This window comes from Pseudomonas inefficax (assembly GCF_900277125.1).
GTDB lineage: Bacteria > Pseudomonadota > Gammaproteobacteria > Pseudomonadales > Pseudomonadaceae > Aquipseudomonas > Aquipseudomonas inefficax.
On sequence record NZ_OPYN01000021.1, the window covers coordinates 1 to 2,322 of the forward strand.

A 2,322-nucleotide genomic window follows, 5' to 3' on the forward strand; every position below is an offset into this window, starting at 1 on the left:
CCAGCTGGCGCTGGCGAGGGTCAGGGCGGCGAACAGGCGCAGCGGAGCGTGCGGGATCATGGTGAACCTCTCGTCAGGCAATCGGGTGTGATGGATGGCGAGAAGGCTAAATGATCTAAGAAATCTAAAATAAATAACTTTTTTGCATTAGCTTAGGAGCCAATTGCTTAACCCATGCCACCGTAGTGCGATCGATGTGGGAGCGGGCGTGCCCGCGAACACCGGCGAAGCCGGTGCCATCCACCGCGTCGCCTGCTTCGCGGGCACGCCCGCTCCCACATTGATCGCATTACGGCGCGACTTGGGGGTGATTTTGCTCAATGGCGAAATCAGAGACCGCTGCTAGGCTTTTCCGTCCCGATAGAACGATCCGGAATTAGGTTATGAGCAAACGTTTGCAAATAACCTTTGGTTATGAATAGAGGCATTGATACAACGAAATGCAGTAACAGTTCCTAACATATTCCTTAAAAATCTTACCGATTCATAAAACGGTCATTTTGGATTTATAGGATTGTCATTATCCTGTAGCGCAGCTGGCGTCTTAGACCAAAGTCGCGAAACGTTTAGAAACGATTGACTTCATGGTCACGCTTTGGGACTAAATCGCCAATCCACGGTGAGCGGGGCAGCAGATCCCACCGCCAGAGATACACAAAAATTAGAACGTAGAGGAGCAAAACATGTACAAGTCCAGCCTGGCCCTGGCCGTGGCACTGGGGGTTCTTGCCCAACAAGCAGGCGCTGCCGGTTTCGTTGAAGACAGCAAACTGTCGCTCAGCTCGCGCACCATGTACTTCAACGACGACAACCGTGAAAGCGGTATCGACCAGAAAGAAAGCGGTCAGGGCTTCAAGCTCGACTACCTGTCTGGCTTCACCGAAGGCACCGTGGGCTTCGGTGTCGATGTTCAAGCGCTGTGGGGCATTCACCTGGATGGTGGCCGTGGCAGCCGTCCTGATGCCAACAATACTTTCTTCCCAAGCGACTCCGATGGTTCGGCAGTCCACGACTGGGCACGCATTGGTGGTAACGCCAAGGCTCGCTTCTCCAAGACCGAGGTCCACTACGGTAGCGCCCTGGCGCCTATGCTGCCGATCCTGGTGTCCAACGACGGCCGTCTGCTGCCGCAGACCTTCGAGGGTGGCACCCTTCAGTCGAAGGAAATCGACAACCTGACCCTCAACGCAGGTCAATTGACCCACGCCATGGGTCGTGCTTCGAGCAACCGTACCGGTCTGTCGGTTTCGGGTGCCTTCCGCGACAGCAACAAGTTCCAGTTCGCCGGTGGTGACTACAAGCTCACTCCAGACCTGACCCTGCAGTACTACTACTCGAACCTGGAAGACTTCTACAAGCAGCACTTCCTGGGTGCCACTCACGTCTTCAAGATCGCCGACAACCAGTCGTTCAAGACCGACCTGCGCTACTTCGATAGCCGCAGCGACGGCAAGAATGGCGAGACCGGTTACGCCTTCGACAACAACGGTGGCTACGCGAAAAACGCGGGCGAGGTCGACAACAAGACCTGGAGCGCCATGTTCACCTACACCCTGGGTGGCCACGCGCTGATGCTCGGTCACCAGCAAGTGGGTGACGATGGTGGTTTCGTCTGGCTGAACCAGGGTAGCGTCCGCAAGGACGGCTCCACTTCCTCGCTGGAAGGCAATGGTGGCGCAAGCTTCTACCTGTTCACTGACAGCATGATCAACCAGTTCGCTCGCGCCGGTGAAAACACCACTTTCGGTCAGTACTCCTATGACTTCGCGGCTCTGGGCGTTCCAGGCCTGAAGGCTTCGGTGGCCTACCTGCGTGGTGACGATGTCCGCAACAAGTCGGGCGACGGCAGCTACAACGAATGGGAACGCGACGCACGCGTCGACTACACCCTTCAGCAAGGCGCTCTCAAAGGCCTGGGCTTCAGCCTGCGTCAAGGTGTCTACCGTGGTAGCGGTGAGAGCGCTTTGGACAAAGACCAGACTCGCTTCATCGTGAACTACACTTACAACTTCCTGTAAGCCGTAGCTGAACAAGAAGCCTCGCCTAGTGCGAGGCTTTTTCATGCCTGCAATTCCGTATGCATTATGGTTATAAACAAATCAGTATTTATTCTTTTTGTTTTTAATCGAATGCAGGCACATTGAACCCACACGGTACAGAACCCAGCACAGGAGCCGCAGCCCATGAGCCTAAAACTCGGCGATATCGCCCCCGATTTCGAACAGGATTCCAGCGAAGGCAAGATCCGCTTCCACGAGTGGCTGGGCAACAGCTGGGGGGTTCTGTTCTCCCACCCGGCCGACTTCACCCCGGTGTGCACCA

At 55.6% G+C, this 2,322-nt stretch carries 2 protein-coding genes; both read left to right on the forward strand.

Features of this window, described 5'->3' with window-relative positions; translation table 11 throughout:
- Positions 1 to 683 precede the first annotated feature (683 nt).
- The gene (locus tag JV551A3_RS02455) at positions 684 to 2,018 is read left to right on the forward strand and encodes an OprD family porin (RefSeq protein WP_133978297.1); all 1,335 of its coding nucleotides are present in this window, start codon (positions 684 to 686) and stop codon (positions 2,016 to 2,018) included.
- A 165-nt stretch (positions 2,019 to 2,183) separates the two neighbouring features.
- The coding region (locus JV551A3_RS02460) for a redoxin domain-containing protein (protein ID WP_133978298.1) at positions 2,184 to 2,322 on the forward strand (139 nt) is incomplete at its 3' end.